Origin of the sequence: Halomicronema hongdechloris C2206, assembly GCF_002075285.3 — a bacterium.
In the GTDB taxonomy this organism is placed as follows: Bacteria; Cyanobacteriota; Cyanobacteriia; order Phormidesmidales; family Phormidesmidaceae; genus Halomicronema_B; species Halomicronema_B hongdechloris.
Map to the genome: position 1 here is coordinate 4286219 of NZ_CP021983.2, position 24197 is coordinate 4310415.

Genomic DNA, 24197 nt, shown 5'->3' on the forward strand with positions numbered 1-24197 from the left:
TACTCGTCGGCGGAAATAATCCCCCCTGTTGGTTCAAGGCAGAAGCCTTGATACGTCGAGAATTTCCCTTCTGCCTTCTGCCCTTTTCCTTCTGCCTTTCTGTGCTAGGTGCTGACACTGGAGATATCTTCCCCATTCAGCATGCGTTGGGCCGCATCCAGCAGTACCTCTTCCAGATAGGGTTTGGTGAAATAGCCCTTTGCCCCTAGGTCTACTGCCATCTGGCGGTGTCGGTCTGCCCCCCGTGAGGTCAGCATGGCGATGGGAATTTGCTGCAACTGCTCATCCTTTTGCAGTCGCGAGAGCAGCTCCAGACCATCCATACGAGGCATTTCGATATCGCAGAACACCAAGTCGCAGGGCATGCCAGACCGCAGTTTCTCCCAGGCTTCCTGGCCATCTCGGGCCTGCTCTACTCGATAGCCCACCTTGTTGAAACTCATAGACAGCAATTCCCGCACCGTGATGGAATCGTCCACAATCAAGACCGTGGGCTCCGATGGCATGGCCGGCGTGCCCGAAGCTGCGATCGCATCCTCCTCGGTCTGGCTCCAGATAGAGCCACTGGCGTCCCGTCGCACTCGGCCCAGGGAGAGATCAATCAGCTCTAACACATCGGCGATCGGCATGACGCGGCCGTCTCCTAGGACGGTTGCCCCGGCGATCCCCATGGGTTTGGGCACAGGGCCTTCGATCTGCTTGATCACGATCTCCTGCTCGCCAATCACCTGGTCAATTTGCAATGCCACATGGGTATTGGCACTCCGTAAGACCACGATCGAGATCAGATCCTCATCCTGATGGCCGCCATAGACGCGGCCGCGGCCCAGAGTCCGGTTAAACTGCAGTAAATCCGACAGGGGTTGGAAGGGCAATAGGGTATCGCGCCAGAGGATACAGGCCTGTCCCTGATCATTGTGCTGGATGCGCTCCCGGGGAATGTCAAACATGTCTTCTACCCCATCCATGGGGAAGGCAATGCGAGCCTGATTGTTCAGACAGCTGAGGGCCTTCGAAATACTGAGGGTTAGGGGAAGACGAATGGTGAAACTACTGCCTTGACCGGGTTCAGAGTCAATGGTCACCGTGCCCCTGACATCGGCCAGGGCGGTGCGGACCACATCCATGCCCACCCCACGACCAGCAAAGACATCGGCTTGATCCCGGGTACTGAATCCCGGCTGGAACAGCAGTTCATAGAGCTCAAGTTTCGAGAAGCTATTGGCCACCTCAGCAGACATCACCCCCCGCTCTATGGCCTTCCGTTTCACCATCTCTGGATCAATGCCAGCCCCATCGTCAGAGATATAAATGACGGTTTGATTGCCCTGATAGAAGGCCCGTATGGTGATCACGCCTTCCCGGGGTTTACCAGCGGCTATGCGCTCCTCTGGCTGCTCGATGCCATGGGTGATGGCATTGTTGACCAGATGGGTCATGGGGTCATACAGCCGCTCTAGAATCATCTTGTCAATCAAGGTGTCTCGCCCCTCGACCACCAGGCGAGCCTCTTTGCCAAATTTCAGGGAGATGTCCCGCACTGCCCGGGGCAACCGGTCAGCGGTTTGGGCAAAGGGCACCATGCGAGCCTTGTTCAGGCCCTCTTGCAATTGACTGGTGACCTGACGGAACTGCCGCGTCACTTGGTCGGCCGATTGAATGGTGTAGTCAATGTCGGAGGCCGACTCTCGCACCCGCACAATCAGCTCAATCATTTCTTGCGAGAGGGTATGGAATCCGGTAAACCGGTCCATTTCTAAGGCATCAAAGGTAGCCCCAGTGGCATGCCCCCCGCCATTGCCTCCTTGATGAGCACGACTGCGGCTCTGCAGCGCTTGCCGATTTGAAATCAGAGAGCTTTCTAGGAGTGAACGTTCGTATAAGTCCCGCAACCGCTGTCCCACATCGTTCAGCTGCTGGACTTGAAACAGCAGGTTATCGAGAAACTGCCGCAGCCGTTCTTGATCCTGCTCTAGGGAGTTACGGTTGACCACGAGTTCTCCCACCAGGTTGCTGAGATTATCCAGGTGCTTCACCGACACCCGCATCGTCTGCTCAGACAGGAGATTGGGACGGCGGCTAGGGCGGCGGCCACTCATGGCGGCGCGGTGGCTCCCTACGGTGGGGGCAGAGCCGCCCAGGTGATCGGCTTCTTCCAGGAGTTTTTCTAGATCCTCAAATTCATTGTCCCCTGAGGCAGCGGTTAATGGGGACCGAGGGGACGGTTCGGCCTCCGCCGGGGCAGGCGGGGTGTCATCCAGCCGGGTATCCAGTTCGGCCAGGTCATCGGGTTGCCCTGACGGCTCCGACGCCGGGCTCACTGTCGCGGCGGCCGGTTCCTCTGCCAGTAAGGACTCTAGGTCGTCGAAGTCAGCCCCAGAGTCTTCAGAGTCTTCAGAATCTTGGGCAGGTGCGATCGCATCCTCTGCCGTGGGCTCATCCTGCAGCTCCGCGGCAAAATCGCCAAACAAATCCTCGGTCTCATCGGCATCAGCGTCGTCGGAGACAGCAGCAGATGCAGTGGTCTCCGCGGCTAAATCATCGGGGAAATCGTCGCCCAAGAGCGCATCAATATCGTCGGCCTCATCGCCATCAGCCCCGGCTGCCGCTTCCCCGGCTAAGTCAGGGAAGTCCTCCCAGTCGGCAGCGACATCATCCCCCCACAGATCATCCCTCTGTTCAGCATTTGCCGAGGCAGCAGTAAGGCTAGTGGGCTCTTCGGAGAACGCTTCTAGGTCGATCTCGGCTGCCGTTGGCTCTGCCGTTAAGGATAGCCAGTCTTCTGTATCCTCTGTATCCTCTGAGGCCGTAGATGCCTCAGTCCCGTCGCCGTGGACATCACCTTCAGCCTCGAGGGCAAGCTTGAGCCAGTCATCCTCACTGAGGTCTAGGTCGGCATCCTCTGCCGACTCTTCTGAAAGGTTCTCTAGGAACGGGGTCAGATTATCGAGTTCCTCAGCCGTTGCTGCCCCCTCAACCATTGCTGACTCAGACGCAGTCGAGCTGTCGTCCTCTGGGCCGCCCATGTCCCAAGCAATGTCGGTCTCGCCAGACTTCTCAGTATTGTCATCACTAGTATCGTCATCACTCGCCCCACTCCTGCCGACGTCAGCGGCCGCAGCCGCAGTGCTGGCGCCTTGAGACGGCTCCTCACTGTCTATCGAGGGCTCCGTAGTCGCATCCTGCTCAGACAGATCCGGGAAATCCATCAGTAGTGACTCCAGGTCGGCCTCTCGGCTATCTACTGGCGGGCCGGTTGCCGCCTCTCTAGGGGATCCAGAAGCCGCCGTGGCAGCCTCATCCCATGGATCCGCTAGGACATCAAGAGCGTCGGCATCAGCCCCTGTCTCAGAGGCAGCTGCAGCCGCAGTTTGCCCAGGGGCCATCCCCTCCCCTAACCAAGCGTCCAGAGACTCCTGCTCAGATTGAGCCGGCGGCGGCGAGGATGAGACTTGACTGAAGAAGGCATCTAACTCATCGGCATCATCGGTTGATGGCGGCGGGGTCTCAGTGGCAGCGTCAGCGGTGGCAGTGGCATCATCTTGGCCCCAATAAATCATCCAGCTCAGGGTCGACTCGGAAGCGAGATCTGATCCTGCTGACTCTAATCCTGCTGACTCTAATCCTTCTAACTCAAAGGCTTCCGGCTCAGCATCGGCAGACGATTCTGCCTCAGCTAGTACTGAGGCCTCCCCAAACAAGCTGGTCAGTTCGTCCTCATTGCCGGTGTCGACATCATCGGCTAGGAGAAAGTCGGCAAATTCTCCGGAAATATCGGCATCAAGACGGTCATCAGTCGGCTGCGGCACCTCTTCGCTCAGCTCTTCCTCCTCCCAATCCGCATCGAAATCGCCGGCATCGCCCTCGAAGAGATCGGCCAGACTATTGAGTTCTGCGGCCCCAATATTGGGACCTTCTTTCGGCGAGGGGGACGACGGGGTGCGGGCCGGGGTATCTGTGGCGTCTAGGAGATCGGCCCAGTCCGCCGGTTCGGTGTCTAGCTGACTGGGGGCAGCCGGCTCGGCCCAGTCTGCCGGTTCGAAGTCCACAGCGATGGGTAAGGCTTCGCTGGTCTCTGGCTCACTGGGGTGAGAGAGTTCAGGCGGTAATAGATCCAGAATGTCTTGGCTGATCGCAATGGCATCTCCCTGCCCTCCCAGCACCTGCTCTTGGGCCCGTTTGATCTCTTTGATCAACACTGGAGCCAAGCTGCGATAGGATTGCTGCTCGTTTGCGATCGCACCCCGTGCCGCTGCCAGCAATCGGCTCCACGCTGGCAACTCAAACTGCTCTCCAATGCTATAGAGCTGATATCCCACTTCTTGAAGGTCTGCCCGAGTCTCCGGAGTCTCTAGCTGCTTAAAAAGCCTCAGCATTTCCCGCAAGTAGCCCGGCACATCGCTCCGGAACACCAGTTGCAGGGCGCTGTCCTCCCCAGAGGACGACGCCCCTCCAGGGGGCACCGTCGTCTGCTCAGCACTCGCCACCGCTGCTGGTTCAGGGGCAGAGGACGCCTCGGCTTCCGGCAGGGGAGATACTGCTACCAGTGTCTCTAAATGGTGGTTGAGCCGCTCAAAGGTCGGCTCCAAGGTTGCCATGATTTCCTGAGCTTTATCATCGGTGAGCCCAAAGGGTCCCTGAAGTTGTTCCAATAGCTCTTGCAGTCCATCAAACACCTTCAACAGCATGGATTCCAAGGGGCGATCCGTCTGTACCGGAGCTTCCTTTAACAGCTTGAAGTAATCTTCCAACCGGTGAGCCGTGCGTTGAACACTGTCAATGCCCAACATGGCCGCTCCCCCCTTCACCGAGTGAGCCGCCCGGAAGACTTCATTCACCATCTCAGGATCTTGGATGGTGACCTGAAGATTCAGCAGCCCTTGCTCTATCGTATTGAGGTGGTCTTTCGCCTCCTCAATGAAATAGCCCATGATCCGTTGTTGCTGTTCAGGCTGCATGACGGTTTCCCCCTACACGCGTATATCCGATGCCCGCCCCTCCATGAGGAGGGGGCTCATTCGTCCTTATTCACCTTAAAGCGCTCGACTGACGTCAGTAGATCCCGAGCAACTCCCACCAAATTCTGCAGGGAAGTCGACACCCGCTGGGACTCTTGAGACGTCTCTTGAGCCGTTAACTCAACGGACTGCATCACCTGAGCAACGGTCCGAGAGGTCTCCGTTTGTTCCACCGTGTCAGCCGTAATCGATCGCACCAAGACATCAATTCGATTAGACACCTGAATAATATCTTCCAGGGATCGCTTCGCCTGCTCCGCCAAACGTGTGCCCTCAATCACTTGCTGAGTCCCCTCTTCCATGGCGGTCATCACCCCACCGGTTTCACTCTGAATTTGCAAGACGATCTGCTCGATCTCCTTGGAGGCTTTAGCGGCCCGATCCGCCAGCTGGCGTACCTCATCGGCCACAATGGCAAATCCCCGCCCTGCTTCTCCGGCTCGAGCCGCCTCAATGCTGGCATTAAGCGCCAACAGGTTGGTGCGGGACGCAATCTGGGAAATCAAGGCAACAATCTTAGAAATCTCCTGAGAGGATTCCGCCAGTCGCTTCACCTTACGGGTGGTATCGGCTACGGTTTCTCGAATTTCGAGAATCCCCGCCACCGTTCGCTCTACCGCTTCGCCGCCTCGCAGCGCCGTTGTCGATGCCGAACGGGCCACTTCTTCTGCCTCTCGGGCACTCTCTGCCACCCGCTGAATCGAATCTGTCATCACCTGCACCGAATTCAGGGTCACCGCCAATTCTTCTGCCTGACGCAGAGCATCGGCCGATAGACTGCGGGCAAACATCTCATTTTCGGTGGAACTCTTACTCACCTGGCGCGCCGCCACACTAACCTGTTGAACGATCTCCCGCAGATTCTGAATCGTCAGGTTAAAGGAATCTGCCACTGCTCCCAGGACATCAGCCGTTACCTCCGCTTGCACCGTCAGATCTCCGCGAGCGGCCCCTTCCACATCATCCAACAGACGAATCACCTGGCGTTGGAGATCTTCCTTGGCCTGCTCCTGTTCCTGGGCCTTGCGCTGAGCTTCGCTAGTGGTCGTCAAGATTACCCTAGCCATCTGATTGAACCCTGACGACAACTGGCCAAATTCATCTTGAGCAAAGACCGTGGCCCGCGCCGACAAATTCCCCTGGGTGACCGCTGTAAATTGCTCCTGCAGGTTCTCAGTAGTTTGACGGGTGCGGCGATTAGCCAAGTATCCAGTGCCATAGGCCGCCACAAAACCAGTACCACCAGCCGCCACTGCCATCCCGGCGTGGAGCACTCGAGGCAACCGTTGTTCAGGGGTCGTGCTGGCCGCCACAAAATTAACGATACCGACAGCCAAGGCCGATGCTACCCCTGCCGTCGCCGATATGATTAACCCCTTAGTCCGCAAGGGAGCATTATCTAAGAAGGCCAACCATCCTTGCTCTACTGACACCTGCTCAATAGGTTCATCCTCACTCTGAGCGAAGGCTGGCAAGGCATCAGCACTACTCGACAGATTAAACAGCTCATCGTCGTCCATGAGCACGTCATTGTCGTCAAGGTCGAAGGCAGAGCCGCTAATGCCGTTATCAGTATCCTTGCCATCGGCCATGCCCAGCCCTGAAGTCCCTACAGACGGGCTGGTGAAACCAGCAGAACTATCCGAGAGCTCAAAGTCGGGCAAACTCCCTAGATCATCGAAGTCATCAAACTCATCTAAGAAATCGACATTTCCCCCAGAGGTACTGCCACTCTCAGTGCCATTATCAGTGCCATTAGAGGACATGTCGAAATCTGGCCCCTGGTCGGCCGGTGGGGCACTCTCCTCATCGACTAGATCGGGATCGGGAGAAAATAATGTACGGTCCTCAGAGACTGACTCCAGTTCCATCCAGGCCTCATCCCCATCGTCTGCCTGGACGTCTGGGGGCGTTTCGGCAGCATCTGCACTCGATGATGGCGATGGGGTAGGCTCCTCAGTCGGTCCCGGCATAAAGAACGTTTGCTCATCGGCATCCTCCACCTCATCCTCTACCTGAGGAAAGGTCTCATGGGGGTCATCATCCAGATCTGCATCGGCAAAAATATCTAGGGCCTCATCATCTAAGGTCCCGTCGTCCGAGGCAAACCCTGCTGTGCCTTGGCCAGACTCAGGGGCAGATGTCTCTGCAGGCTCTAAGTACCCATGATCATCGTTGAGCGTAATGTCATCGCCCATCCAATCGGCAACGTTGGATTCACCCTCATCGGCAGCCGTATCTGACGGGGGTTCCTCAAACGGATTTTCAAAGGGAAAAGGAGTGTCGTCAAAGGCGCTGAGATCAGGCTCACCGGTATCAGTTACAGCCCCTTCAGTGGCAAACGGATCGCTAAAGGGATCTGCTTCGACCGCTTCAGCAGCTCCTGGTAACTCACCAAAGTCGGCATCATCTAAGTCGAGGTCGGCAAAGTCCAGATCTGAGTCCTTGAGTTCTTCCGGCTCAGATGTACCCGTCGCCTCAGAGGCGGGGCCCGAAACCGACCAATCTGTTGCGGCTGTTCCCTGCCCTTCTACAACCGCCTCATCATCAAATAACTCCTCTACAGATCCCTGATCACCAGCAGACACATCATCAATGAAGGTGGCACTGGTTCTAGTGGCGTCATCGGCGCTAGCAACCACGTCGTCGGCCTCAGCCTCAGCCGCGGTGAATTGGTTAGCGTACGCTAATCCATTGTTGGCATAGTCGACAAACTCGGGATCAGTGGTGACGTTAAGAACAGATTGATATTGCTCACGAGCAACATCAAAGCGCTGCAGTCCGTAGCAGTAGATGTGTCCCCGCAGCAGTAGCACGCTGGGATCGGTGGGATATTCCTCAGCCAGCTGATCGATGACAGTGGCAGCATCTTCATAACTACCCTGCATATAGGCTCTCTCAGCTTTCTGATAGGCTTGAGAGTAATCAGTGCCTGAAGCCATGTCTCTTCTCCTGCCAGTGTGCCGTTGTGTCTTCAGGTAGCCCAGCGCGCTGAACGCAAGATGGCGATATGATCAAGTAAACGAAGTACTCGCTTCTGATCAGAATCAACAACCCACTCTCCTTTTAGGAAGGGAGCCATCGTGTCTGGGATATTCCTGGAGGGTTGGATTTCCTCAATAGTAAGCCAGTATGTACCAACAACCTGGTTAACGGCTAAGCCTAGCATAATTCCCTGATCTTCAACCGCAATTACAGGGATTTCAGTGCGATCTGTATTGAGTAGGGTCTGATATCCCAGGAACTGCCCTAGATCAGCCACCCAAATCACCCGTCCCTGTTCATTTAGGGTACCTAATAACAACGGTGATGCGTTGGGAATAGGCGTAATACTATCGGGAGGTTGCTCAATAATACGACGAATGCCGGTTGCAGGCAGGGCAAACTCATCCCCCGATGCCACGAAAAACCGCAGATACAGTTCTCCTTCTGGGGTCTCAAGTTCTTGCAGTTCAGGCTGTTGGTCTTGGCCTTTGCTAGTGAGAAAGTCGGGATTACCTACCATGAGATAGAAGCTTAGCCTCGCAGTAACTGTTTTACAGTGCCCACGAGTTCCATGGGCTGAAAAGGTTTGGCAATGTAGGCATCAGCTCCTTGCTTCATGCCCCAATAGCGATCAAACTCCTCCCCTTTAGAGGAGCACATCACGATGGGAACATTTTGAGTTAATGGATCAGCCTTGAGACGCCGACAGACTTCGTAACCGTTCATGCGGGGCATAACGATGTCGAGCACGACCAGATCAGGAGGATGTCCCTGAATAGACTCCAGAGCTTCTAGCCCATCACTGGCAACCATCACCTTTAGACCACTGGTTTGCAGCAGCTCGCTGATCATTTCGCGTTGGGGAAGGCTATCTTCAACGACTAAAACCGTGCTCATAATCCTAGCTGCCCGCCAATGTTATTTCTAGAGAGAGTCGCTACGTTGAGCTTAGCCCTCTTGCCCCCTAATTGGCTCGGCGATCCTGTCATCCAATAAAGTACCTGTAGACGCTTCGATGCCTGGCGGTCTCAAAATCATCAACCAATTCCCCATGGTACATCGGCAATTAGCTGAGAGCCAGTCACATCTGCCCTGGCGTCCTAGCCTATCTGCTTAGCAGGTTTCGGGTGGGGGCTATCTAGATCGAGTTCGTCTTCAATGGCTTCCGCCAGTAGACAGTCTGGGCGGGGACGCTGGGGATTGCCCAAGCCGACGTATTTTTCGACTAAGGTCAGGAGTTCGCTGGCCCCAAAGGGTTTAGTCAAGTAGTCAGTGGCGCCAGCCATGCGAGCTTTGACCCGGTCGATAAAACCAACCTTGCCGGTCAGCATGATGATGGGGGTTTGGCGAAATGTGCTTGACTGACGCAGCATGGCACAAAGCTCATATCCTTCTAGCTCCGGCATGACGATATCGCACAGGATTAAATCGGGCTTGAGCTGGAAGAGGAGACTCAGGGCCTTCAAAGGATTGCCCAGGGAGGTTACTTCATAGCCCTGGTCATCGAGGATCGTCTCTACGGTCTGTCGGACCGCTGTTCCATCGTCAATGCAGACGACTCTAGGAACTCGAGTGGCTTGCCAGGCTTCTAGGGCATCAGTTGTCCTAGGTTCATAGGCTGCTGGCATTAGATGGACCAGCCCTCGCTTCAGATAGGGGTAGAGGCTGCGAGCGACCGTAACCATATCTCGATTCAGATAGCGGGCTAACTGTCGAATGGATGTGTGACCGTCCATCCAGCTGCAGAGACGCTCGTAGGTGCCTTCGGACATGAGACTGCTGAGGGCAGTCGGATCAGGGACAACAGGTCGCTGCTGCGGCGAATAAATGTGGGGATGTAATTGCTTCCACTCTTGGATTTGCTTGGTGATAGTGGTGACTAGTGGCCCAATTTCGAAGGAGATGAGCTGAGGATTGAGGGCCGACCCTAACTGGAAGGTGAAACTTCCTTGGTGCAGGCTGAGCAGATCGAACAGCGTTTCCTGAACCAAATTGTTAAGAATTGTGCGGCACTGCTCAGGAGTCAGCACATGATTCTCCAACAGGGTCCAGAGGTAGCCGTACTCCGGCGAGTTGATGGATGCAATTGAAGAAACGGTGGTGGTGTCGAGGGCAGTATCCAGTTGGTAGCGATGTAGATAGTCCCGCAGCCGGTCGAGATCACCATCGGTGGTGCCAGCATAAACGATCTGCCCGTTTACCAAGAAGACTAGCCAGGATTGGTGAGGCTCATCATTCTGCCCGGGGCGATCAGGTGCGATCGCAGGAGGATTAGGTCCATAGGTTTCCACGTAGAGCTCGCCAGTCCGCTGGCCCAACTCCAGGAGCTGCAGAATGCTGCGGATATCAATTTCGCTCAGGTAGCCCTGCATGAAGACAACGAAGTAGTGGGCAAACGCTAGATGTATCGGGGCTTTTCTAGGGAATCCGCAGGAATCCAGAGCCTAATCATACAGTCAGATGACTCGTATGCACTGCTGCCGGGCTATGATAGCCAGCTGCTCAACGCTCTGCTCTCAGTATAATTCGGGATTGCCTGGACGCAGTGACTTTACAGTGCCGCCGACTGAGGTGCCGCGGGGCTCCTTCACCTGAAGGTCCCACCGCAATTAGGTGTTTTTCCCAGGGTAGCAAGTGGCGTCGCCACTCCGGCCAGGATGCGCTAGTTTAGAGACATACTTGACTTCATCCCCATAATGCAAAGACTATACACAGTGTTTGCGAGTATGCCCGTATTTGCCAATTTGACGACTATTGGCATCTGAGCTGATTCAGCCAATGGCTGTCATCATAGGGCTACCACCATGAGACTAAAGCGGTCCTTAGAGCGCGACTAGGTGAACTAGAGTAATAAACTCCATCAGGGAGTGCGCAACAGCAAGTGCGTAATTAGAGGCAAGCATAACGAGGGCGACTGGCGTGCTGTATCTAGCAGAAGTGCAGAAAAAAGCTGGATTCATCGGTAGTGGTAAGCCAGAGTTCAAATTGCTTGCCTGTCAACGGTCAGAACAAAGCTGGAGTTCGGTGCCAGGGGACGAAGTGGTAGCGGCCCCTGATGATGCCACCTACAATGCCGGGGCTCTAGTGATGGTAGAGCTTAGTAATAATCGCCAGATTCAGCGCCATTACGAAGCTGGCCGGTCGTTGGTGACGATCCTGCAGACCTTCTCCAATCTCAGCAAGAAATATAAGACACAAGAAGAAGAAATTGAGCAGTGGAAACAGTCTCTGACGTTTCAGAGCCAGGAACTGAACCGCCGCGAGATGGACATGGAATCGCGGCAGGAGCAGTTAGAGCAGGCGGAGGCAGACCTAGACAAGCTAGATGAACAGCGTCAGGCCACCGAACAGGCCCAAGCAGAACTCGAGCAACTTCGAGCTGACTTAGAGCGTAAAAACCAAGACCTAGAGGGGGCCTGGGCTCATCTCAATGGTGAGATGAGGCGATTGGAAGAGCGCCAGGCCGAGATGGGTAATATCAGCCTGGATGAGGCCCAACTAGAACAACTCCAGGAAGCACTTGACCGTCTCACCAATGCCATCACGCCTACTGAGTCTGTTCGACAACAGTTAGACGCAGCCTTCGAGCACTGGAATCAACAGCAGGCGACCTTAGAGCACCATCAACAATCCTTAGGGCAGCAGCAGCAGGAATTAACCCAGCAACAGCAGCAGCAACAGCAGCAAATTAGTGAGCTGGAGTCTGCCTGGCAGAGCTGGCGGGATGGTGAGACGGCTCTGGCTGATCGTCGCACCGAGCTAAAGTTACAGCAGGCGCTAATCGTGGCTCACCAAGAGCGCATTACACTTCTATCGGAACAACTGCGAGATCAAGGAGCCTTACATAAGCAGATCTATGACCTGCTCAACACCACCGATAAGGTACGTCTCAGCAAGAAGGTGGATGTTGCGGCCTTAGAAGCCATGCCTTTGGAAACCTTGCAAACTCTGGTCAGTGAGTTAGAGCAGGATCTAGAAAAGGTATCTCGCTTCGTCATCGATCAAGAAGAGGAGCTGACCTTACAGCAACAAGCTATTGATGAGCTCAAGCATAAAATTGAGCAATCTAGTGAATTTGATCGGCTGCAGTTGGAAACTGAATTGGCCGATGAGCAAGATCGCTACCAAATGCTGAATGAAACCCTGGTGGGCCAGCGTCGTAATCTACTAGAGCGAGAAGAGGTACTCAGCCAACACCAGGCCCTGCTGCGACGGCGCCAGGGCCATGCCACCGAGGAGGCTCCGGCATCAGCCGTAGAGCTAGAGCCCGTGTTAGATAAGCTCGATGAGCTCCGGCAACAAACCAATGATGAACTGCATACTCTAGAAACTCAGGCAAAGCAGATGCAGGAGTCGGTGGCTACCCTAAGAACTGAGACCGAGCAAATGGCGGCTGCTCAGGGGACCCGGCGGGAAGAATTGCAGACCCAGGAGAACCAAGTTCGGGAGCGTCAACAGGCCTTAGGCTGCCTCCAGGGCAAGGTAGATCTCTATGGCGAACTGCTGCCTGCCGCTAAGGAGCGCCTTGATCAAGGGAAGCAGACCCTCGATGCGATCGCATCTTCCCTGGCCCAACTGCAAGAATCGAGCGACTATCAACTCCAGGCAATCACTGAGATGCGCCAGACCGTGTTTACCCTGGCTGCGGAAGGCACTGAACAGCTAGCCACCCCATAAAATGACCAGATTCAACCTATGATTTGGGTAAACGAACAAATCGATCCCTGCGGCCTTATTTATTCCTGTATTGCCTGTCGTGACGAAAACCAAGCTCGGGCTTGCCACGAATCGTTTCAAGCCAACTTAACCCAAGACCAAATTGACCACGGCTGGATAGCTCAGCTACGAACCGTGGAGTCGTGGGAAGAAGTGCCTGTCAATGCCCTCAAATTAGACTAGTAGTTCGTGGCAGACATTGCCTTACCTTTCTGCTCCCAGCTCCCCAGTTGTCGCTGTTAAATTCAGATTAGCCGTGCCACTAGTCGGCCCTGTCTAAGATCCTCGCCAGTGCCAGCGCTGATCTAGCAATGTCTTACTGAGCACCCTCAGAGGTTCCGAGGTTTCTCCAGAGAACAAGGCAAAGTCCACCGGCCCCATATAGGACTCGATCTGCTCTGCTAACTCTTGCAACAGCGGATCACTCAAGCAGATCCGGCTAGGTAGCCGTACAACCATTAGCGGCAGCTCGTCTTGACCAGCACTTGGCACTAAACTCCACTCACACTGATCCAACATGTCTCGCACCGTTTCACTCAGCACAGCCCGAAACCGGTGCATCTGTTGGCACTTGATCTGCAGTTCTTGCAACAGACTTCGATCCGTAGAGGTCATAAGAGAAAAGCACGCAGCCTTTGAACAACCGGCAATCACAACAACTCGACTCCACCCCAGCTTGGTAAGATTAGAGTCTCAAGGGACCAGCCATCCCAGCACCTGAGCATCAGCCAAGACCTCAAGTTGGTCTAAACATTTTCCGCCCACTCCCATCCCAGATCTCAAGAGAGATACCCATCACCTATCTACACTTAAAAGTTTAGGCCTAGCCTCCATTGATAGAGTTGAAGATTTTCTATGAATCCTCATATTAAGCTGGCTCAGTTCCTCAAACAGAATCAACTGGTACAAACTGGTGGCGAAGCTAAACTCATGATTCAAAATGGCGATGTCAGGGTCAACGGTGCCCTAGAAACTCGACGGGGTCGTAAACTCGTCGACGGCGATCGCGTCAGCCTTCAAGGACAGACCCACGTAGTGCACTTATCCCGCCAGGACACCCCTTAGCCTCCCTCGACCACCCATCACCTTATCCCTAGCTGTTTCCCGTTGGACACCGCCATTCCGACTCTTGGGCAAACCCGTTACAATTTAGACACGACATTACTTCATAGAATCAAGAAGCACAGAGTCAAGCAACAGAGTCAAGGAGTGTATGGTACCTACCGTCGAAATTTATACCTGGAGTCGCTGCCCATTCTGTAGTCGCGCCAAAGCATTACTCGATAGTAAAAATGTAGACTATACCGAATACTGCATCGACGGAGATGACCAAGCCAGGGCGGCCATGGCAACTCGCGCTAATGGCCAACGGTCTCTACCCCAAATTTTCATTGGCGATCAGCATATCGGCGGTTGCGATGATTTGTACAGTCTCGATGCCCATGGGCAACTCGACGATTTACTGCAAGTCAGCTCTGTATAGTACCGAAATTGGCTTTTAATAAATGCTGTTCGCAGTAATTGCGCGCGATTGCTAGATCAATCATGGTATTCCAGACAGACATAAACCTCCTTACCAAGGGGCATGGAGACATGCACGACATTACCGATCAGGTTAATAGCATCGTGCAACAGTCTGGGATTACTCAGGGTATGGTGAATATTTTCAACATAGGTAGCACTGCTACGGTAGGAACCATCGAATTTGAGCCTGGCCTCCAGCAAGATTTGCCCTCGCTATTGAATCGCCTAATTCCACCCAGCCGTGATTACGGCCATGAACAAACTTGGCATGATGGCAATGGCCACTCTCATCTACAAGCCACTTGGATGGGGCCTTCCCTTACGGTTCCCATTCGTAATGGCACCTTGGTCCTTGGCACCTGGCAGCAGATCTTTCACCTAGAATGTGACATCCGCCCCCGACAACGCGCCTTAGCCATTACTATCTATGGCCACGGACATTAGAAGCCCCTTGTCCCCTGCCGGTGTGTTCCCATAGGGTGACTACTGCCGGGACAACTAACTCTAAACTAACTCTAAGCGCATCGCCGGAAGTGGCGATGCGCCATCTCAAGGAAACCTAGTGACGCTCAGGTACCGGTCGAGGTGGTAGCTGCCGTTGTCTGGTAAGCGCGACCATTGTGATGATTCCCATCGGACTTACGCGGCTGTAGCAATCCATAGCCACCATGATTTCGCTCATAAATAACGTTGATTTCGCCCGTATCGGCGTTGCGAAACATATAGAAATCGTGGTCCACCAACTCTAACTGCTCTAGAGCGTCCTGAACGGTCATCGGTGGCATGGCAAAATACTTGGTGCGTACCACCTGCTCAGGCAGCTGAGGCTCCTTAGACTGTAACAGCTGTGACACATCCGAGGCAGCATCACTCTCAATAAGCGCATCGTTGGGCTTGACTGAAGTATGGTTCTTACTTTGACGTTTTTCCTTATATTTTCGCAATTGGCGACTGATCTTATTGGCCACCAAATCAATACTGGCGTAGAGGTTGTCACTACTTTCCTCTGCCCTCACTACAGCACCATTTATGTAGAGGGTTACTTCTGCCGATTGCTTGGTGCTTATCCGAGGGTTGCGAGCTATGGAGAGAGTCACATCGACTTCGTTCGTTAAATGCTGAAAGTGGCTCGCAGCCTTTGATATTTTTTGCTGAACGTAGTCGCGGATAGCGTCTGTGATTTCAATATTTTTACCCTGGATAACAAGCTTCATACAGCTGCCTCCGAATTGATATGTCAGCCTATGTTCTCACCCTAGCACTTTGTATTTTGCCCAACAGCTTCCGTTAGGATCTTTTGCATCCGTTGATAATTCTTGATTTCAGAGCTTAATCTAAGGACTAACTCCCGTAAAATTGCCCTTGTGCTGGCCGCAAACTGTTACCTACAGAACAATACTCTCCCTGACGTAACGAACTATGACAGCCCGCGTATGTTATCTTCATCAACCAGGTCTAGTTGCCTATGCGGAGGCTTGGGCTTGGCAGCAGCAACTGGTGAAACGGGTTCAGTCTAGTCAGTATCCAGGAGATGTCTTATTGCTCTTAGAGCATCCACCAGTCTATACCCTCGGGAAAGGGGCCGATACAAGCTTTTTAAGATTTAAGCCTGACCAGAGTCCCTACGCCGTCTATCGAGTAGAACGGGGTGGGGAGGTTACCTTTCACTGTCCCGGACAGCTTGTGGGCTATCCAATTTTGGATTTACGGTACCATCGCCAGGATCTACATTGGTATCTGCGACAGCTAGAGCAGGTCCTAATTGATACCCTGAAGCATTACCACCTGGTCGGAGAGCGCATTCCTGGCCTGACAGGCGTCTGGCTTGATGGGGTTAAGGTGGGCGCGATTGGCATTAAGGTGAGTCGTTGGGTCACGATGCACGGCTTTGCTCTCAATATTTGCCCTGACTTATCAGGGTTTCACCGTATCATCCCCTGTGGCATCACCGATCGTCCGGTGGGTAGCCTGACCCAGTTCTGTCCTGGTATTACTGTCGCATCCGTACAATCAGTTCTGATTGATGCATTTGCCCGGGTATTTTCACTGACACTGCAGACAGTGGCTGACCAATACCGATGACGGGGAAGCGGTGGCTGTCTGCAAGCGATGAGCAGTTGGTGTCAGGCCTATTTGTGATCGGCGTACCGATTTAAGGGACAATACTGAGCCATACTAGGATCAACCCATGACTGGACGTTTCTAGTGATGGCTAGGCCCTATTCCCCTCAAGGCTACGATGAATACGTGCGAGGATTGCTACGCTATAGCGAACAGGTAACCTCAACCACGCCTCGTATCTCTAGCTACCCAATGGGTACTAGTAGACAGGCAGCTCAATTGGAGGATGAGCTGCCTATTTATGCTGTGCCCACTCCAGGGGAATACTCTCATCTCGCTAGCCTACTACGGTCGCGGGATGCGATCGCATTACATCATCTATTCAGCCACGACTCCATTGCTGAGATAGAGGCGGATGTTTGCCAGTACCTACAACAGTTATCCCCAGAACCCGCCTGGGATGTTGAACCCTATGAGTTCCTGCGCCAGTTCCTGTGAACATCCCTAGAACGGAATATCGTCATAGTCCGGCTCTGCCTCTGTCATAGCGGGGGCCGTTGGCGATGGAGGAGCTTTCACAGTTTGTGATGGGGCTGCAGCCTCATCACTCGGTGTCATAGCCGCCGCCATTTGCAAACTTCCCAGTTGAGAGAGGTGATGAATTCGGCGAACGATCATTTCAGCCTGTTTTTCGCGAAATCCCTCTGGCCGCTCTATGGAGTCAATCCGCAGCCGCCCCTCCACTAATATCCGATCCCCTTCGTGATACTGCGCCTGAATCTCTTGGGCGAGATTGCCCCATCCTACGGCCTTCATACGCTCTGAAGCATCTTCTGATCGGAGCCCAGGAAATTGAATCACAAACTCCGCCACAGGGGTTTGGGTATCGGAGGTATACCGCAACTGGGGAGCCTGCACAATATCAGCCATCAACATGCAGTAATTCATGTGGCCACTCCTTCCGCAGCACCCTGCTCACTCTCGATAAAGTCTTGGACCCGAGTTCGGTATTCTCGCAGCTGTTCTTCGATCCAGTCTCGATCGTCGCTATTGGCAAAAATATGAACTAGGGGTTCTCCGGCATCAGGGAGCACCAGTACCCAGTTATCGTGGTTACCATCGACGATCTTAACCCCATCGATTAGCTCTAGGGCATCGGCTGGATGGGTCTCGACTAGATATCGCATCAGCGCTCCCTTAACCGTCCAAGGACAACGTAGGGTCTGAATACGATGGGAGATACGCGGCAGCTCTGACCAAATTTGCCCCAAGGATCGCTCTTGTACCGTCAGCATCTCAATCAGCTTGGCGATGCAAAACATGGCATCGAAGCCAGGGTGTAGATCGGGAAAGATAAAGCCCATATCACCACTGCCCCCCAAGACTACGTTATCGTTGGCTCGACAGGCCTCCATCAGCGCCGTGGGATTGGCTTTAGTGCGAATCACGTGACCATCATGACGGCGAGCCACCTGCTCGACAGCCCCGGAAGCGTGAACAGGGACCACGATGATGCCTTTAGGATGTGCCGTTAGGATAATGTGGGTCATCAAGGCTGTTAGAGTTTCGCCGCGAATCGGTGTCCCCACCTCATCCACCAGGACAAATTGTTCGCCATTGGCTGATACCTGGACTCCAAAGGTCGCTTGCAGAGCTTGGACCACTTGCCCTAACTGCCCCAGCAAGACTTCTCGCTCAGCTGCCGAGGGGGCCATGGGACTCAGGCTGGCATTCAATACCACGGCGTCACACCCAAACTTGCCTAGCAGTTGGGGCAGCACGGCCCCCGATACGGCATAAGCGTAGTCGATCACAACTTTAGAGTTACTGTGTCGTACCGCCTCTACGTTGAGATGGTGTTCGAAGGCGGTGGTATAGGTATCGATAACCCGGCTGGGATAAGTAACGGTGCCAATTTCCTGGATTTGGGATCGCCGTAGATCTTCTTTGAAGTAGGCGCCCTCAATTTTCTTCTCTTTCCCTTTAGGAATATCGATGCCTTTGTTGTCGAAGAACTCGATCAGGATATGGTCAGGCCGATCTGGGTGCAGCCGCACATGGATACCACCAGCCACATTGAGGGTGGGCAATACGGTACGAGCCATGGGGATGGCCGTCGCTTCTAGGTTTTGTACATGAACTCCCACCGACATCAAGCCAGCAATCAGGGAACGAGACACCATGCGAGAGATACTGCGCTGATCTCGCGATACGGTGACGTGGGCCCCCGGCTTCAAGGTCGATCCGTAGGCAGCCCCAAGTTTCACTGCAAACTCGGGCGTGATGTCGATGTTAGCCAGGCCAGTGACGCCGCGCTGTCCAAAGAGGTTGCGCTGGGCCGTGTTACCCCAGATGAGATTAATGTTCAACGTTGCTCCTGACTCAATTTGCTTACTTGGCCAAACCCTAACTCCGGGGCTAATTTGAGCCTCTTCACCGACAGTAGATAAAGCACCCACCACGGCTCCTTCTAAAATGTGAGCGCGCCGATCGACGCGCACGCCCCGGGAAATCGTACAGGCCCGCAGGTGGACTTCATCGCCGATAATGGCTCCATTCCAGATAATGGGGCGTTTTAGATCGGCATCGTTGCCGATAGTCACATTGTCGCCAATGATGGTACCGGCCTCAATATTGGTGCGAGCACCAATGCGGCAATTATTCCCAATCAGGACTGGGGGCTGTATCTTAGCACTTGGGTCAATTTGGGTATTGTGTCCTAGCCAAATCCCTGGCGACTGTTCCTCGTAGTGGTAATCAACGATAACCTCGCGATGCAGGATATCGTATTGGGCTTCCCGATAGGCATCTAAATGACCGACGTCACACCAGTAACCTTCAGCAATGTAGCCGAAGATAGGTTCTCCTTTCTCTAGCAATAGGGGAAACAGGTGCTTAGAGAAGTCGCATTCTTGATCGGCTGGCAGATAGTCGAGGACCTCTGGCTCTAGAATGTAAGTCCCAGTGTTGACGGTATCTGAAAAGATTTCACTGGTCGAGGGTTTCTCCAGAAAGCGTCGAATACGCCACTCCTCGTCGACGATAACGACCCCGAATTCAATGGGATTAGGCACTCGGGTTAGCACGATGGTGGCTTTCGAGCCCTGTTTCTTGTGAAAGTCAATGGCGGCTTTCAGGTCGAAGTCGGTAATGCCGTCGCCGCTGATGACCAGGAAAGTATCGTCTAGCAGGTCTGCAATGTTTTTGACGCAGCCGGCGGTGCCGAGGGGCTGGTCTTCTTCGACAGCATAGGTCATTTGCACTCCAAATTCCTTGCCGTCTTGGAAATAGTCCCGCATGATATCGGGTAAATAGTGCACTGTCGCAATAATCTCTTCGATGTCGTTGCGCTTGAGGAGATCGATGATGTGTTCGGAGATGGGGCGATTAAGGATGGGCACCATCGGTTTGGGGAGATCGCAGGTAAGGGGCCTCAACCGTGTTCCGGATCCACCGGCCATCAGCACTGCTCGCATATATCCTCCTTGAACTGCCTTAAACTGCTAAACGTCTGCGGTTTGGGTTCTCAGCCCCGCGTCTTACGAGTGTTTTCTAGAATTCCATCACTGGCTTCACTGGCATATCACTCTGGCTATTAGGTCTAGTTGCCTATCAGGGACGTTGGACTCTCTCAAGAGCCAGACACTTAGGATAGCGTCGAGGCATCACCAGAAGCCGTTTGCTAACCTACAGGTATGAAGAATACTGAATCAGCGCTGCCATCGACAGTACGCTATGGGGCAATAGGGCATGCGTAGATTCGGCTGCGGTCTAACGTTCATCGGGGCCGACAGAGAAACATCAACGAAGGGTAGCCATAAGGGCTAACGTTGGTATTGTAAGAGATATCTCCACACGTGAATTGGAGGTCGATTGTCCATGGGTCCATTGCTGACTATTGTATTACTGGCTGTCTATGGCGTTGGTGCCTGGAAGTTCTGGACAGGATTTCATCGCACGAATTTCAGCCAGGGCCGGCTACAGTTAACGCTGCTGTGGCCTCTGTTTTTGTTGGCCAATAAGGCCTATCGTGAAAACTTTAATCGGGCCTTGAAGGGATAGGGGATTATCTGTGTCGAGTCGACCTAGCCAGGGGGCCTGGTCTACCCAGGTGGCAGCGGTTGCCCGCCGTTACGATCGAGAATATCGCGGTCAGGCCGTGCAGGTGCCGCCTGAGATTGAGGAGATGCCGATTTTTCGGGAATGGGCGGCAGGACGCCTGGCAGGACAGCTGGCTTCGCCGTTTTGGCAACTGGCCCAACCGCGTCGCCGCCAACGGTGTCTCGATATTGGCTGTGGTATCAGTTTTTTAGTTTATCCCTGGGTCGAGTGGGATGCTTGGTTCCACGGCCATGATGTCAGTGCAGTGGCCGTGGAGGCGTTGCGATCGCGAGCCCCCCAATTAAACTCCAAGCTATTTAAGGGAGTATGCCAGGGAGCCGCGCACCAGTTGGAATACGATCAGCAATTTGATTTGGTGATTTCGACGGGGGTGAGTTGTTACTACCCAATCGAGTACTGGCAACAGGTGCTAGCTCAGGTGAGGCGAGTGCTAAAGCCGGGCGCAGTTTTTGTCTTTGATGTGGTGAATCCAGAGGTACCTTTGGCGGAGAATTGGGCCATCTTAGAGACGTATCTGGGAGCCGAGGTCATGCTGACGCCCCTCGAGGATTGGTCACCGATGCTGAAACAGGCTGGGGTAAAGATTCTAAAACAACAGGATCATGGATTGTTTCATCTGTTTAAGGTGACGTGGCCGGGGTGACCATCCCGGGTTGGGCAGTGGATTGAGCCATGGAGTGCCTGCGAATCTGGCTGATTGGGGGGACTCGAGACAGTGCTGAGGTGGCGCGGGGGTTGGTCGAGGCCGAGATCCCCTGTGTGGTTACGGTCACGACTCCGGCGGCGACACGCCTATACCCACAAGCGCCGACGCTGACGGTGCGAGTCGGCAAACTGACCCGGGAGCAATTATTTACTTTTGTGGTGGATGAATCGATTGGGGCCGTCCTGGATGCCTCCCATCCCTTTGCTGTAGAAATTTCCCACGGTGCGATCGCAACGGCTCAGCAGCATCACCTTCCCTACCTGCGCTTAGAACGTCCTCCCATAACTCTAGAGGCCAGCGATACGGAGGCTACCGTCACAGAAGTCCCTGATCTCGGCACCCTGCTGGCCAACGGTAGCCTGCAGGGAGAGCGGGTACTCCTGACCCTGGGGTATCGCTCCCTAGGGGCTTGCCGCCCTTGGCACCAGCACATTACCTTATTTGCGCGCATCCTTCCCTCCACCACAGCATTGACTGCGGCCTTTGCCGCTGGGTTTACCGCCGATCGCCTAATTGCCCTGAGGCCACCAATCAGTCCTGACCTCGAGCGGGCCCTCTGGCAGCAGTGGCAGATCACAACCGTTGTTAGCAAGGCATCTGGCCAAGCTGGGGGAGAAGACACTAAACGCCAGGTAGCTGCTCAGTTAGGCATCCCTCTCTTGATCGTGGCTCGACCTCAGGTCGCCTATCCCCGCCAGACAGACTCAGTGGCAGAGGCCCTGACAATTTGTCAACACTGGAGCCAGATTTTTCGATCCCGATCGAACAACCATCCGCTAGAATGACCGCAAGCTATTTCCTCTGCTCCATTCATGACCGCCGTTCCCATGCCACCGGGTTCTCCCCACTCCTTTGATGTTTCCGGCAATGACCCCTTGCCAGAAGCGACCCCTGTGTTTGCCCTGAGGGAACTGGTGGCCCGACTACAGCGAGAGCAATTTAAGATCCAAGACCTACTCAGTTCCCTGGGCTTTGCCCTACGCAGTCTCAACAATTTGAATCAATTCTTAGAGTTGATTCCTCTGATTGCCAGTCGCGTCGCCGATGCTACCGGCGGAGCCTTGATCTTGTTTCGCTCCGATGGCCGTGTCCGCTTAGAGCAGTTGCACTGCCAGAGTGACGATCAGTGTCAGGATGTGCGAATGGCCCTGGAAGCGGCGACTCGACAAGTCACGGCCTCCTTGCCACCAACCCCTAATGGGGCGGTTACCATGGCCCGCCACACCATGTTGGCCCTCGATCGCCAGGTCAATCGTTACCTGGGTTCTGAATGTCAACTCTTCGGCACCGCTATTATCGTGCGCAATGTTGAGCGGGGGCGGCTCTATGTATTTAGTCGGGAACCCGACTATAGCTGGAGTGAGACCCGCCAGAAACTGGTACGGCTAGTGGCTGACCAGACCTCGGTCGCCATTGAAAATGATGAACTGACCGATGCCCTGCGCAAGAAAGAACGCCTGGATCGAGAACTGGAGATCGGCGCCGAGATTCAACTGCAGTTACTGCCGCGGCAATGTCCTACCATCGAGGGCATCGATCTGGCCGCCCGATGTCAAACCGCCAATCGAGTCGGGGGAGATTATTACGACTTCATCCCCACCACCTATGAACAACTTCGCCACCCCCACTCTAGCCAGTCCAGCTCATCGGCCTGGAGTTTTGCCATCGGCGATGTCATGGGCAAAGGAGTTCCCGCCGGACTGATCATGACCATGCTGCGAGGCATGCTGCGGGCAGAGGTGTTCAACGGCTATTCACCAGCCCGGATCTTGCAGCACCTCAACACAGTCATGCACATAGACTTGGAAAATTCCAATCGGTTCGTCACCCTGTTCTACTCCGAGTATGATCCCCGCACGCGGATTTTGTCCTACGGGAATGCGGCCCATAATCCGCCCTTCTTGTGGCAAGCCGCCAGTAACACTGTCACCCGGCTGGATACAGTCGGCATGCTATTGGGATTAGACATGGATAGCCGCTACCATGAAGCCGAAATCCAACTCCAGCCCGGGGATACGGTCGTGTATTACACCGATGGCTTTACTGAGGCGGTCAATGCCAGAGGGGAGCGGTTCGAAGAGGATAACCTGCAACGCGCGCTACAGTGGGCCTGCCGCAATTGCGAGTCGGCTGAGGCCATCCTGAATTATCTGTTTGACCTGCTGCAGAAGTTTATCGGTAGCGATTCCCAGAACGAAGATGATATGACCTTGATTGTGATGCGGGTTAACCCCGAATTACAGCTCAATCTGTTCTAAATGGGCTCTTCTTCCCCTCTACTGCAGACTAGTGGCGTTTCTGGAACCCTCTTAGAGGACATTTGAAAACTCGGCTGAAAGCCCTGCAGGGTAAGCGTTTTAGAGCGTATGGCTCTGTTGGCCAGAATCCAGTCTGGAGCAAGGTTGCAGGGTACTTTCCAAATATCCTCTTAGGCGGATTAACCGAATCATGCAAGTTGGGATTTGCAGCGTTTTCCGCCCAAAACTCCAGCTTTGGGGCTGGACTTGGTATAGTTTGGGCATATTGAATCGTAAGGTAGGCGTTATTAGCGATGATTCCCAGTGCTGAGCTATTCCCCTCCCCTGCAGTCAAGAGCCAGGAAGATCTAGCCCTTACCCCCACCGTCTCGCCACTAGCGATATCGGGGGACAGCTCGCTAGCAGCCTATGGGCCGCATCAGACCAAGGCTGTCGTGCTGGCTCAGCAATTTGATCAAGATATTTTGGGGGACCTGGGGGGAGCATTCAATCACTTCATTGAATCTGGCCAGGTCTGGGCGTTAGTTATTGGCCTGGTGCTGGGCTATCTGATTCGAGGGTTAACCGCCTATTGACCTAGACGAACCCTATACTTGGTCAACTGCGGCGTCAGTTTGGCTGCTACTCGGGAGCAAAAGAAACTAGTACTCTGCGGCAGACATAACGCCTCTATTGACTAGAGCGGCAAGGCTGCATTGATCAGGATCTCCCTGTCTGCCTTCCTACTTCTGCCTTGGCATACTAGGGAGCAGGAGGCGGTTACTCAATGGGCAGTGACTGCGTCGCTACAGCCGTCATCAACCAAAG

At 54.1% G+C, this 24197-nt stretch carries 21 protein-coding genes; 12 read left to right on the plus strand and 9 right to left on the minus strand.

Annotated features, from left to right (window positions below; all coding sequences use genetic code 11):
- Positions 1–104 precede the first annotated feature (104 nt).
- From XM38_RS19465 to XM38_RS19485, 5 genes are all read right to left on the minus strand, one after another.
- On the minus strand, positions 105–4958 hold the full coding sequence (locus XM38_RS19465) for a hybrid sensor histidine kinase/response regulator (RefSeq protein WP_088430780.1): 4854 nt from the start codon (positions 4956–4958) through the stop codon (positions 105–107).
- Between the two features lie 56 nt (positions 4959–5014).
- Positions 5015–7960 carry a methyl-accepting chemotaxis protein gene (locus XM38_RS19470; protein WP_088430782.1) on the minus strand — a complete coding sequence of 982 codons (2946 nt, stop codon included), beginning with the start codon at positions 7958–7960 and terminating at the stop codon, positions 5015–5017.
- A gap of 32 nt (positions 7961–7992) precedes the next feature.
- Positions 7993–8523, minus strand: a complete 531-nt coding sequence (locus tag XM38_RS19475; RefSeq protein ID WP_080810015.1) for a CheW domain-containing protein — start codon at positions 8521–8523, stop codon at positions 7993–7995.
- A gap of 11 nt (positions 8524–8534) precedes the next feature.
- The gene (locus XM38_RS19480; RefSeq protein ID WP_080810017.1) at positions 8535–8900 is read right to left on the minus strand and encodes a response regulator transcription factor; all 366 of its coding nucleotides are present in this window, start codon (positions 8898–8900) and stop codon (positions 8535–8537) included.
- A 203-nt stretch (positions 8901–9103) separates the two neighbouring features.
- Positions 9104–10375, minus strand: a complete 1272-nt coding sequence (locus XM38_RS19485) for a response regulator (protein ID WP_080810020.1) — start codon at positions 10373–10375, stop codon at positions 9104–9106.
- A gap of 547 nt (positions 10376–10922) precedes the next feature.
- Between XM38_RS19485 and hmpF the strand changes: the two genes are divergently transcribed.
- Both hmpF and XM38_RS19495 read left to right on the plus strand, forming a co-directional pair.
- Positions 10923–12680 carry a pilus motility taxis protein HmpF gene (hmpF, locus tag XM38_RS19490; protein WP_080810023.1) on the plus strand — a complete coding sequence of 586 codons (1758 nt, stop codon included), beginning with the start codon at positions 10923–10925 and terminating at the stop codon, positions 12678–12680.
- An 18-nt stretch (positions 12681–12698) separates the two neighbouring features.
- Positions 12699–12902, plus strand: a complete 204-nt coding sequence (locus tag XM38_RS19495; protein WP_080810025.1) for a glycogen debranching protein — start codon at positions 12699–12701, stop codon at positions 12900–12902.
- A 93-nt stretch (positions 12903–12995) separates the two neighbouring features.
- Here the strand turns inward: XM38_RS19495 and XM38_RS19500 are convergent, their stop codons facing one another.
- Positions 12996–13334: a hypothetical protein gene (locus XM38_RS19500; protein WP_080810028.1), complete on the minus strand. Its 339-nt coding sequence runs from the start codon at positions 13332–13334 to the stop codon at positions 12996–12998.
- A gap of 240 nt (positions 13335–13574) precedes the next feature.
- Between XM38_RS19500 and XM38_RS19505 the strand changes: the two genes are divergently transcribed.
- From XM38_RS19505 to XM38_RS19515, 3 genes are all read left to right on the plus strand, one after another.
- On the plus strand, positions 13575–13784 hold the full coding sequence (locus XM38_RS19505) for an RNA-binding S4 domain-containing protein (RefSeq protein WP_080810030.1): 210 nt from the start codon (positions 13575–13577) through the stop codon (positions 13782–13784).
- A gap of 148 nt (positions 13785–13932) precedes the next feature.
- Positions 13933–14202 (plus strand): glutaredoxin 3, encoded by a 270-nt coding sequence (gene grxC, locus XM38_RS19510; protein WP_080810034.1) that lies wholly within the window; start codon positions 13933–13935, stop codon positions 14200–14202.
- A gap of 62 nt (positions 14203–14264) precedes the next feature.
- A complete protein-coding gene (locus tag XM38_RS19515) occupies positions 14265–14687 on the plus strand; it encodes a secondary thiamine-phosphate synthase enzyme YjbQ (protein ID WP_080810037.1) in 423 nt (140 codons plus the stop codon).
- A gap of 125 nt (positions 14688–14812) precedes the next feature.
- Here XM38_RS19515 and hpf read toward each other — a convergent pair whose 3' ends face one another.
- Entirely contained in the window at positions 14813–15457 is a 645-nt protein-coding gene (gene hpf / locus XM38_RS19520; protein WP_080810039.1) for a ribosome hibernation-promoting factor, HPF/YfiA family, read from the minus strand.
- Between the two features lie 205 nt (positions 15458–15662).
- Here hpf and lipB point away from each other — a divergent pair, with 205 nt between their 5' ends.
- The gene (lipB, locus tag XM38_RS19525; RefSeq protein WP_080810042.1) at positions 15663–16325 is read left to right on the plus strand and encodes a lipoyl(octanoyl) transferase LipB; all 663 of its coding nucleotides are present in this window, start codon (positions 15663–15665) and stop codon (positions 16323–16325) included.
- Between the two features lie 126 nt (positions 16326–16451).
- Positions 16452–16802 carry a hypothetical protein gene (locus XM38_RS26510; RefSeq protein WP_202978929.1) on the plus strand — a complete coding sequence of 117 codons (351 nt, stop codon included), beginning with the start codon at positions 16452–16454 and terminating at the stop codon, positions 16800–16802.
- 6 nt (positions 16803–16808) lie between these two features.
- Here the strand turns inward: XM38_RS26510 and XM38_RS19535 are convergent, their stop codons facing one another.
- Positions 16809–17252, minus strand: a complete 444-nt coding sequence (locus tag XM38_RS19535; RefSeq protein ID WP_080810046.1) for a single-stranded DNA-binding protein — start codon at positions 17250–17252, stop codon at positions 16809–16811.
- The gene (locus XM38_RS19540) at positions 17249–19780 is read right to left on the minus strand and encodes a mannose-1-phosphate guanyltransferase (protein ID WP_080810049.1); all 2532 of its coding nucleotides are present in this window, start codon (positions 19778–19780) and stop codon (positions 17249–17251) included. Before XM38_RS19540 ends, XM38_RS19535 begins: the two co-directional genes overlap by 4 nt.
- Positions 19781–20183: 403 nt before the next feature.
- Between XM38_RS19540 and XM38_RS19545 the strand changes: the two genes are divergently transcribed.
- From XM38_RS19545 to XM38_RS19565, 5 genes are all read left to right on the plus strand, one after another.
- A complete protein-coding gene (locus XM38_RS19545) occupies positions 20184–20366 on the plus strand; it encodes a hypothetical protein (RefSeq protein WP_080810052.1) in 183 nt (60 codons plus the stop codon).
- A 10-nt stretch (positions 20367–20376) separates the two neighbouring features.
- Positions 20377–21069 carry a class I SAM-dependent methyltransferase gene (locus tag XM38_RS19550; RefSeq protein WP_225889363.1) on the plus strand — a complete coding sequence of 231 codons (693 nt, stop codon included), beginning with the start codon at positions 20377–20379 and terminating at the stop codon, positions 21067–21069.
- Positions 21070–21098: 29 nt separating this feature from the next.
- A complete protein-coding gene (locus XM38_RS19555) occupies positions 21099–21917 on the plus strand; it encodes a cobalt-precorrin-6A reductase (RefSeq protein ID WP_080810056.1) in 819 nt (272 codons plus the stop codon).
- A 27-nt stretch (positions 21918–21944) separates the two neighbouring features.
- Positions 21945–23390: a PP2C family protein-serine/threonine phosphatase gene (locus tag XM38_RS19560; RefSeq protein WP_080810058.1), complete on the plus strand. Its 1446-nt coding sequence runs from the start codon at positions 21945–21947 to the stop codon at positions 23388–23390.
- A 293-nt stretch (positions 23391–23683) separates the two neighbouring features.
- Complete coding sequence (locus XM38_RS19565) at positions 23684–23965, plus strand: hypothetical protein (protein ID WP_225889364.1); 282 nt, start codon at positions 23684–23686, stop codon at positions 23963–23965.
- The last annotated feature ends 232 nt before the right edge of the window (positions 23966–24197 follow it).

Coding starts and splice junctions, on each gene's coding strand:
- XM38_RS19535 (WP_080810046.1), bottom strand. CDS start 17,252: ATGAATTACTGCATGTTGATGGCTGATATTGTGCAGGCTCCCCAGTTG.
- XM38_RS19560 (WP_080810058.1), top strand. CDS start 21,945: ATGACCGCCGTTCCCATGCCACCGGGTTCTCCCCACTCCTTTGATGTT.
- XM38_RS19465 (WP_088430780.1), bottom strand. CDS start 4,958: ATGCAGCCTGAACAGCAACAACGGATCATGGGCTATTTCATTGAGGAG.
- XM38_RS19475 (WP_080810015.1), bottom strand. CDS start 8,523: ATGGTAGGTAATCCCGACTTTCTCACTAGCAAAGGCCAAGACCAACAG.
- XM38_RS19470 (WP_088430782.1), bottom strand. CDS start 7,960: ATGGCTTCAGGCACTGATTACTCTCAAGCCTATCAGAAAGCTGAGAGA.
- XM38_RS19500 (WP_080810028.1), bottom strand. CDS start 13,334: ATGACCTCTACGGATCGAAGTCTGTTGCAAGAACTGCAGATCAAGTGC.
- XM38_RS19540 (WP_080810049.1), bottom strand. CDS start 19,780: ATGCGAGCAGTGCTGATGGCCGGTGGATCCGGAACACGGTTGAGGCCC.
- XM38_RS19505 (WP_080810030.1), top strand. CDS start 13,575: ATGAATCCTCATATTAAGCTGGCTCAGTTCCTCAAACAGAATCAACTG.
- XM38_RS19515 (WP_080810037.1), top strand. CDS start 14,265: ATGGTATTCCAGACAGACATAAACCTCCTTACCAAGGGGCATGGAGAC.
- XM38_RS19495 (WP_080810025.1), top strand. CDS start 12,699: ATGATTTGGGTAAACGAACAAATCGATCCCTGCGGCCTTATTTATTCC.
- XM38_RS19545 (WP_080810052.1), top strand. CDS start 20,184: ATGGGTCCATTGCTGACTATTGTATTACTGGCTGTCTATGGCGTTGGT.
- hpf (WP_080810039.1), bottom strand. CDS start 15,457: ATGAAGCTTGTTATCCAGGGTAAAAATATTGAAATCACAGACGCTATC.
- XM38_RS19480 (WP_080810017.1), bottom strand. CDS start 8,900: ATGAGCACGGTTTTAGTCGTTGAAGATAGCCTTCCCCAACGCGAAATG.
- lipB (WP_080810042.1), top strand. CDS start 15,663: ATGACAGCCCGCGTATGTTATCTTCATCAACCAGGTCTAGTTGCCTAT.
- XM38_RS26510 (WP_202978929.1), top strand. CDS start 16,452: ATGGCTAGGCCCTATTCCCCTCAAGGCTACGATGAATACGTGCGAGGA.
- grxC (WP_080810034.1), top strand. CDS start 13,933: ATGGTACCTACCGTCGAAATTTATACCTGGAGTCGCTGCCCATTCTGT.
- XM38_RS19565 (WP_225889364.1), top strand. CDS start 23,684: ATGATTCCCAGTGCTGAGCTATTCCCCTCCCCTGCAGTCAAGAGCCAG.
- XM38_RS19555 (WP_080810056.1), top strand. CDS start 21,099: ATGGAGTGCCTGCGAATCTGGCTGATTGGGGGGACTCGAGACAGTGCT.
- XM38_RS19485 (WP_080810020.1), bottom strand. CDS start 10,375: ATGCAGGGCTACCTGAGCGAAATTGATATCCGCAGCATTCTGCAGCTC.